This window comes from Kitasatospora sp. NPDC032757, assembly GCF_055579305.1.
This window is the reverse complement of sequence record NZ_JBVINN010000052.1, coordinates 45,998-53,683: the sequence shown is the minus strand read 5'-3', so window position 1 is coordinate 53,683 and position 7,686 is coordinate 45,998. Positions and strand designations below refer to the sequence as shown.

The 7,686-nt window shown below is 70.1% G+C and carries 9 protein-coding genes; 6 read left to right on the top strand and 3 right to left on the bottom strand.

Features of this window, described 5'->3' with window-relative positions; translation table 11 throughout:
- Positions 1-205: 205 nt before the first annotated feature.
- Entirely contained in the window at positions 206-847 is a 642-nt protein-coding gene (locus ACZ5WK_RS36070; RefSeq protein ID WP_465554083.1) for a zeta toxin family protein, read from the bottom strand.
- Between ACZ5WK_RS36070 and ACZ5WK_RS36065 the strand changes: the two genes are divergently transcribed.
- Complete coding sequence (locus ACZ5WK_RS36065) at positions 842-1,033, top strand: hypothetical protein (RefSeq protein WP_465554085.1); 192 nt, start codon at positions 842-844, stop codon at positions 1,031-1,033. The two genes, ACZ5WK_RS36070 and ACZ5WK_RS36065, sit on opposite strands and share 6 nt — an antisense overlap.
- Before the next feature lie 51 nt (positions 1,034-1,084).
- On the opposite strand, the gene ACZ5WK_RS36060 is transcribed toward ACZ5WK_RS36065, so the two are convergent.
- Positions 1,085-1,504, bottom strand: a complete 420-nt coding sequence (locus ACZ5WK_RS36060) for a hypothetical protein (RefSeq protein ID WP_465554079.1) — start codon at positions 1,502-1,504, stop codon at positions 1,085-1,087.
- Positions 1,505-1,640: 136 nt separating this feature from the next.
- On the bottom strand, positions 1,641-1,994 hold the full coding sequence (locus tag ACZ5WK_RS36055; protein ID WP_465554077.1) for a Ku protein: 354 nt from the start codon (positions 1,992-1,994) through the stop codon (positions 1,641-1,643).
- 174 nt (positions 1,995-2,168) lie between these two features.
- Here ACZ5WK_RS36055 and ACZ5WK_RS36050 point away from each other — a divergent pair, with 174 nt between their 5' ends.
- The 5 genes from ACZ5WK_RS36050 to ACZ5WK_RS36030 all read left to right on the top strand — a co-directional run bounded on the left by ACZ5WK_RS36050 (position 2,169) and on the right by ACZ5WK_RS36030 (position 7,666).
- The gene (locus tag ACZ5WK_RS36050; RefSeq protein WP_465554075.1) at positions 2,169-2,618 is read left to right on the top strand and encodes a peptidoglycan-binding domain-containing protein; all 450 of its coding nucleotides are present in this window, start codon (positions 2,169-2,171) and stop codon (positions 2,616-2,618) included.
- Positions 2,619-4,653: 2,035 nt separating this feature from the next.
- A complete protein-coding gene (locus tag ACZ5WK_RS36045; protein ID WP_465554073.1) occupies positions 4,654-5,478 on the top strand; it encodes a hypothetical protein in 825 nt (274 codons plus the stop codon).
- Between the two features lie 148 nt (positions 5,479-5,626).
- Positions 5,627-6,940 (top strand): hypothetical protein, encoded by a 1,314-nt coding sequence (locus ACZ5WK_RS36040; protein WP_465554071.1) that lies wholly within the window; start codon positions 5,627-5,629, stop codon positions 6,938-6,940.
- Positions 6,941-6,971: 31 nt separating this feature from the next.
- A complete protein-coding gene (locus ACZ5WK_RS36035) occupies positions 6,972-7,367 on the top strand; it encodes a hypothetical protein (RefSeq protein ID WP_465554069.1) in 396 nt (131 codons plus the stop codon).
- Positions 7,368-7,408: 41 nt separating this feature from the next.
- Entirely contained in the window at positions 7,409-7,666 is a 258-nt protein-coding gene (locus ACZ5WK_RS36030; RefSeq protein WP_465554067.1) for a hypothetical protein, read from the top strand.
- Positions 7,667-7,686 lie beyond the last annotated feature (20 nt).

The following is a 7,686-nucleotide window of genomic DNA, read 5'->3' as shown; positions in this document are numbered from 1 at the left end:
GCGAACGACTGGACGATGGGAGCCGTGTGATCGGAGACGATCAAGCACGGTTCTGAGAGAGCCGGGGGGTGAAACTCCCCCCGGCTACTCGCTAGCAGGGCCGCGACCGCGTCGAACAGCTGCTGGCCGTGCGTGCCGCCATCACCAGGGTGCTGCGCGAACTGCCGGAGATGACCAGGGCGGAGCTGGAGCGGACCGAGGCCCTCTACGACGCCAGGCTCAGCGAGATCACCGGGGCGTAGGAGCGCGGTGCCGGGAGCGCCGCGGGCAGGGAGAAGGAGAGACGGCCGGGCTGGAGCGCGGGCGGCAGCAGCGGCCAGGCGAGGCGGGTGATCGCATCCACCTCCCGTCGGTACTGCGGCAGCGCCGCGCGCAGCTCGCGCTGGCGGGTGAGGAACTGGCAGGCCTCCTGCTCGGTGTAGGGCCGCACCTGCCCCGCCCGGGCGGCGAGCATGGCACCGACCGGGCCGGTCCACCGGCCGTCGGGGCCGATCGTGTTGCGGAAGACGGCGGTGCCATCGCGCTTCACCACGCTGAGGTGGTCGACCAGGCGCTGCTCCTCGACGGCCTGGACGCATTCCAGCACCGCCGCCAGGCACCGGTCGTGCCCGCTGGCGGTGGTGAACCGGCCCGGGCGGGTGCCGCCCCGGCTGACCTCGGCGTAGCGCAGGGCGGTGCCCTGGCGGCTGTCGGCCGCGCGGACGTCCATCACCAGCAACTCGAGGCGGTACCCGGCCCGGCGCCACGCGGCGGCATCGGCGAGGAAGGCGGTCGTGCTGCCAGGGGCGATCTCGATCACCGCGTCCGCGCGCCGCTCCGAGGTGCTGGAGGCCTGGACGAGATGCAGGGCCGCTACACCGAGGTCGCCGCGAACCTCGCCACGATCTTCGGGCGCGTCGCCGACGAGAACGGCGGCTGGGCCGCGGTCGCCGATGCCCCGCTGCAACCCGGTACGGCCGTCGGTCACAGCGAGGGCATCATCGAGCAGGCGCGGAACTGGCTGCTGTCCACGGCCGACTGCCGAACCCCCTGACCCGCACGCCCGGGGCGGTGCCCACATGGGCACCGCCCCGGGGCCGGTAGGTCAGCCCTCCTCGAAGGCCTCGGGGTGCGAGGTGTCGATGCCGAGCGCCGCCAGTTGTTCCCGGACCTGCCCGGCCGTACACCCGGCCGCCCGCGCGAGCACGTCCAGGTCATGCACGCCGACCCACCACGCCGCGACCAGGGCATCGCCGATCCGGCGGTCCGGCCGCCCGCCGCACCGGTCGGGGCCGGCGGCGAGCCCTGTCAGTGCGGCCAGGCACGCCGTCCGGGCGGCCGCCTGCGCCACGGCTTCGGCAGGAGCGGCCGGGTTCCCCGGCGTCGACCGGGCGGCCCGGTCGGGGAGTCGGCTCCGCAGCCGGCCGACTGTGGCCCGGGCCCGGGCGGAGAGCCACCCGGTCACCGGGGGGAGAAGGCGGTCCAGGGCGTAGCACACCAGGACTTCCAGCAGGGCACCGAGCATGTCGTCCACGAGGCAGCGGCGGCACGGCGCCCACGTACCGCCGTCCCACCCTTCGGCGGTGAGTAGTCCAGTTCCCCCCGGAGGCGGACGCTCTCCGCCGGAGGGGCAAGGACTTCACCTGGTGGCGACAGGCTGGTCACGACCGTGGTTGAAGGGTCGGGCTTGGCTGGCTGGCCCTCCGCGGCTGCTGACGACCAGCCTGCCCCACGACCCCGGCCCCGTACACGGCGCACTGCGGTACGGGCCCGGCGCCCGGGCCAGCGGCGGTGAGGTAGTAGGAGGGGGTGTAGTGGATCGGGTCGACGCGGTCGGCCGCCGTGAAGCCGAGGACGCGGATCTCCCGGCTGCCGGGCATCGGCAGGGACTCCAGGTCGGCCTTGGACAGTACGAGGGTCTGCCCGCCGGGCAGGTCGTACCCGCGGGCGATCTCCGCCTCCGTGAGGTACGTGAAGCGGGCCATGAGGTGATCTTGGTGGTGTGACGGGCTCACTCGCTGGCGGGTGGCGCTCCGATGTTCCGCAGTGAGGGCGGGTAGAGCGCACTACCGGCCATCCGCCCGCGTTTCGCCCCGCAAGGGACGGGGCCCGTGCCACAGTGGTCGCTGGCCGCTGGCCGCTGGCCAGGAAAGTCACCCGCCCAACGGGTTGTCATGGAAGAGCACCACATGAACGGACTGGTGAAGAAGCTCCTCGGCATCACGGCTTTGGTCGGAATCACTGCAGGGAGCCTGGCAACGTCCGGTGCTGCCCTCGCGGCGACGCCGGACAGCCGGCAGGCGGCCTCGATCTCCGGGCCAGCCGCGATCACGGAAGTGACCAACCTGGGGCTGAGCACCACCCAGGCGAAGAAGCTCCAGACCCTGCTTCAGAAGTACTGGGGCTACACCGGCGCCATCGACGGCGCGCTTGGGACAACAAGCTGGCAGGCCATGCAGCGTCTTCTGCGCACTTTCGACTACACCGGCGCCATCGACGGCATCGTCGGACCCGAGACGATCAAGGCCCTTCAGCGCTACTTGAAGGCGAGCTGGGGCTACACAGGTGCCATCGACGGCATCGCTGGCTCCGGGACCCAGGCCGCATTCGCGCGGTGGGTTGACGGAATCCATATCTGACCGTGCGTCAGAGACATCGCGGCCAGGTGGAGCCCGAAACCGCCAGCGTCGGCTATCTGGGGTCCGGTGGATATTTCGGCTGGTCGCAGCGAGGCAGCTTCCCCGGAGCACGTTCACCGGGCAGGCGCTGCGCACGTTCGCCGGGTGGTCCCAGCCGCGGCGGGTACCCGCCCGGATCGGTCCGCTCGCCACCGGCTGAAGCGGCCGCGGCGTCCACCAACGCCCCGCCGGGCCGGCCAGCGGGTCGGTCTCAATCGCGTGCGGCGGAGTGCCACAGCAGGGTGGCGGTGTAGCCCGCTGGCACGACAGGCCGGCAACCCGTTCCGCTCGGGCCCGGGGATGTCGCGATGGGAATCCGGTTGTCGGGGGCGAAGTGGCTGTCCTAGCGTGGCCGGTCCTCCTGCGGGAGGTCTGCTCCCTTCTCGGCAGGACCAGGCAACTGGACCCAGCTCACCGTCGAGGGTGACGGAGCCGAGACGGCTCTCCTGGGCCGGCCCGGATGCGATCGGGCCGGCCCTGGAGCAATTCTCGTGCCAGCGTCGTTGCGCTGTAGCCAGTAACTCCAGGATGGCGGCTGACGGGTCGAGACCGGACCCGCCAGCGGCGGGCCCTGCCTGCGCCGGGGCGCCGATTGCCGTTACACGGGCCGGTGCCTGCGGGCGGTGACGGCCTTGGTGACCGTGCGGGCGAGGTCACCGAGGCCGACTGCCGGCCCGTCGCCCCCGGCGCGCCGGTCGAAGAGCATTGAGGCAGCAGCAGGCGTTGTCGGCGCCCAACGGCCGGGAGGCTGGACAGTGAGGAAGTTCCGCACACGCTTTCGTCAAGGCGGTCCTGGACCGTATCGACGCGCACGAACAGGAACTGACGGCCCAAGCCGAGCAGGCCCGGGCCCGGATCGGGGAACGGACCAGACGGCTCCACGGACTCGACTACGGAGATCGAGAACCTGCGGACGACCCGCAAGACCCTCCTCGCCCCCCGAGCCCCCCGTCACCGAGGCCCCCTCGCCGCCCAAGGTCCCCGAACACCCCGCCTAGCGGCAGATCCTCACCGTCTTCATCGACACCGGCCGCCCGATGCGGGATCGACCTCTACCGGACCCTCGACCTGTCGATCGTCCCGAAGAACACCGAGCGCATCTGGTCGTGGCGCTCGGGGGATCGTGGCGGCGATGCCCCAGCGCCGCAGTAGGTGTCGGATCGCCCCGCTGGAGTACGCCTAATGCGACGCGAAGGACGGCAGGCAAGTTCCGTTCCCGGTCTGCTGGGACCGGAGCCGACCTTCACGGCGCGGGCTGAGTCTTTGAGTATGCCCGGACCCATCGAGTCCTTTGACAAGACGAGGCCGGATCCGCGCCCATCGTGAGTGGGACGTTACGGCACTCATGTTGGACACGGTCCTCGCGATCGAGATGTGCCGACATGGGGGCGTTCTTTCGTCCGGGCTGGTTCTGCGGGCTACGGATCCCGTCGAGGACCTGGCCGAACGTGGCGGCGTTGACGTTGCCGGGTGTGAGCACGAGCCTGGGCCTGAACACGGTGCTGCGGTCCACCTGATGCGTCGTTCGGGGCTGGTGCCGCAGGCCAGTGCGTTGCTGGACCTAGTCGGCGGCCAGTCGATCTGCGCCTCGGCTGTCGTCGTGCTGCCCGGGCTCTACCGGCAGGTGTCCCTCCGGGGGGCGATCGCAGCCGCCCCGGTGTCGCCTGGGAGGTGGCGCTGGCAGTGTGGCTCATCGTCAAGGGATTCAAGCCCTCGGGCCCTTCCCGTCCGGCCGCTGAGGCCCACCTGGTCGAAGTCCTCGGGTGAGGGGAAGGTCGCACCGCTCGGCGGGGCTGGTTCGGAGGCGAGGGGGCGGAGTACTGTGGGGATGAGCAAAGCATCCGGTCCGGAAACGTCGCCCGTTTGTGCCCTCCGGACCACATGGGGCTAGCTAGCACCGTGCGTCCGGAGCCCGACCCGAGACCCGGCCCTTCCGCCCCGATTCCGGCCCCACCCTCGTAACAGTCTGTGATGCGCGGCGCGCGCGGGAAACGACATGAACAGTTTCTCCGACCAGTTGATGATTCGGTACCTCGACCCGGCGCGGGTTCAAGGGCTACTGGTCCACGCCGACGATGCAGAGAAGAACCGGCTGCGATCCTTACTCGCCTCCGTGTACGAGCCCAGCGCGCTCGAGGTGCGGATCCTCGACGACCCCCGGGTTATCTCGACCCGGTTCCAGATGCCGGTGAACGCGCCGCTGACGGTCCACGGGAGCTGGGAGAAGCTGCTGCCCGACATCGCGCAGGCGCGAGCCGTCCTGGAGATCCCGAGCCTGGGGCCGCCGCTCTGGATCGACGTCGCGCTGGACACCGTGGTCACCGCGCGGGTCGCGCTGACCGCCGGCGCGCTGGAGTCCCTCGCTCCCGAGGAGCTCACCGGGCTGACCCAGGAGGAGTTCGTCGCCCGATTCGCCTTCCTCGACCTCGCGGAGCTGATGCGCCGTGCCAAGGTCACCGACTACCAGGAGCTCCAGAAGGAGTTTCCCCGGCTCTACCGACTGCACTATGCGCAGCCGCCGCCCTTCGACCCGACCGCGCCCGGCCGCACCTTCCGGCTGCGCGTCTCGGTGCTGATCTTCCCCGACCTGGACGACCTCGGCGGCGCGCTGCGCCGTCTCGTCCGGAGCCGGCAGGCGCTGGACGACACCCGCCCGCACGCCGACGAGTACGACGGCGGGGCGCTCCTGGCCGCGAGCGCGTGGCTCGCGGTCTTCCCCAGAGCGGCACTCCCGAACGCCGACCCCACCGGCATGGAGCAGCAGGTGACCGATCTGCTGGCCGCCGACGGCTTCGTGGCCGCTTTCGAGACCACGTCCTGACGAGACCACTTCCTGGGAGAGCACCTCCTGAACCCTGACAGACCACCTCGAGGCCCGTCGGCCGGGACCGACGCCGGGACGACACGTCGTCCGGCACCGGTGCCATCCGGCTTGACGCGCCGTCACCGCATCACGTAAGGAGCGGTCGATGCCGGTCAAGTACATCGAGGTCCATCCCCGCAGCGAGATGTTCGCGCCCGCGCTGCGGGCGTTCGGCGACATCGCCATCGTCGGCCGCGCCGGGTTCGGCGCGTCGGCCTCGGACCCGCAGCCGTTCACCTCGCCAGTGACGGCTGCGCTTTACCTTAACTCCCTCGGCGGGACAACGTTGACGGACAAGGCCGAGAAGGGAAAGTCCACAGCTCTCACGAAAGCGAGCGTTCCCGCGTCCCTCAAGGTGCGGTTCACCTCCGGTGATCTGTCGGAGGTCCACACGGTGACCAAAGTCGCCCCGGCCTCCGACGCGGAGCACGCCGCGGGACCCTTCACCCTCACCCTGGACGGCGATCTGACCGCTGAGTACCCCGCCGGTACGAAGGTCACCCAGGTGGCCGACAGTGAGCTGCTGCGCGCGGTCCGAACCGCGTTCGCGCAGACCCCGCCGCCAACCGTGGTCTGGGGTGTCCCGGTGGACTACGCAAGCCCCGGGTGGGACGACGGGCTGGCGCAGGTCGACAAGCTCGACGTCCAGATCGTGCTGCTCGCCAATACCCCGCTCACCCAGGAGAGCTCGGCCACCCTCGCCACGCTGAAACAGCATGTGACGGCCGATCTCGGCGACGGGAAGGAGCGGATCGGCGTGGCCATGCTCGACCGCGCGGTGAAGGTGAGCGAACTCGCCGCTGTGGTCGCCCCGTCTGTAATCAGCGAGCGGATGGTGCTGGTCGCCCACAGGTCGGACGACGATGTCGCGGCCGCGCTGGCCGGTGTCATCGCCGGCTACCAGCCGCACATCTCCCTGCTGCTCAAACCGATCAGCATCGCGATGCCCGACGTGTTCTCCGACACCGATATCGACGCCTTCAACAAGATGGCGGTCAACTGGATCACCAGGCCGGTGCTGCTGCCGGGCCACGCGCTCTACCTCGGTGAGGGCTACACGTCGGACGGGAGTCAGGGCAAGAAGTACATCGACATCGTCCGGGTTCTCGACGACATCAACTTCCGGGTCAAGGCCGCGCTGATCCAGACGATCGGCAACGTGCGGATCTCCCGGGTCGGGCTCCGCTCCGTCGAGACGATCGTGCAGGCGGTTCTCTCGCCGCTGGTGGCGCGGCAGGTCATCGACGGCTTCAGCATCGCGATCCCGCTGCTGACGCTGCTGGACAAGGACCCAGCGAACCCCGCCGAGGCCGAGGAGATCAGTAAGGCCAGGGCGGCCCGGTCCGTCGATCTGACCGTCCAGGTGGTATACGCGGGAGCCGTCCATCGCCTGACGATCGACCTCGACCTCAAGGGTTGAGTGAGCGGGACGAGAGAGGGAGTGAGAGACCATGCCCGGCGCCCTGAGGTGGGACACGCGGTTGACGGTGATGCTGGACAGCGTCACGTTGACGCCGATCGATTCGTTCAACCCGACCTTCAACGTGCCGGTCCAGCCGTTGCACTCATTGGAGGCGGACAACGTCGCGCACATCGTCCAGCCGCAGGTGTTCACCTTCACCATGGCGGTCAAGGCGATCGGCACGGTGGTGGCGACGCTGACCACGCTGGCCCTGTCCAGCACGGGGTTCAACATCGGGGTTCAGCAGGCGAAGGGAAACGACTGGACGTTCAAGAGCATCGCCTTCAACGACTGCTACATCACGTCCGTGGCCAACACCATCGTGATCGACGGTGTGCCGACTACCACGTTCAACTGTATCTGCCTGCAGGCCGTCCCGGCCTGATCGTCGCCCGACCGGCCCGAGGAGGGCCGAGGGAGGATCCGATGTCGGACTGGAACCCGGGCCCCGCGCCCGAACCCGACGGAGTGCAGGCCGTCGATCGGCCCGGGCCGATCGGGGCGTGCCCGGCGGATTGGGAGATCCCGGCGCCCGGATCGGAGGCGGCGATGGCCGACCGCTCCGGCACCGAGGTGCACTACGTCTTCCCGATTCACGTGGTGCTGGCCGACGACGTCACCCGGGAGGCCGGGAACGACATCGCCGCCACCATCTGGGACGCCCTCTACCAGGCGCTGAGTTGAGCCCAGGGGCGAGACGAAAG

What these genes read in the sequence shown, in the direction of transcription:
- ACZ5WK_RS36040 (WP_465554071.1), top strand. Translation starts at nt 5,627, where the DNA reads ATGCCGGTCAAGTACATCGAGGTCCATCCCCGCAGCGAGATGTTCGCG.
- ACZ5WK_RS36060 (WP_465554079.1), bottom strand. Translation starts at nt 1,504, where the DNA reads ATGCTCGGTGCCCTGCTGGAAGTCCTGGTGTGCTACGCCCTGGACCGC.
- ACZ5WK_RS36035 (WP_465554069.1), top strand. Translation starts at nt 6,972, where the DNA reads ATGCCCGGCGCCCTGAGGTGGGACACGCGGTTGACGGTGATGCTGGAC.
- ACZ5WK_RS36050 (WP_465554075.1), top strand. Translation starts at nt 2,169, where the DNA reads ATGAACGGACTGGTGAAGAAGCTCCTCGGCATCACGGCTTTGGTCGGA.
- ACZ5WK_RS36065 (WP_465554085.1), top strand. Translation starts at nt 842, where the DNA reads ATGCAGGGCCGCTACACCGAGGTCGCCGCGAACCTCGCCACGATCTTC.
- ACZ5WK_RS36045 (WP_465554073.1), top strand. Translation starts at nt 4,654, where the DNA reads ATGAACAGTTTCTCCGACCAGTTGATGATTCGGTACCTCGACCCGGCG.
- ACZ5WK_RS36030 (WP_465554067.1), top strand. Translation starts at nt 7,409, where the DNA reads ATGTCGGACTGGAACCCGGGCCCCGCGCCCGAACCCGACGGAGTGCAG.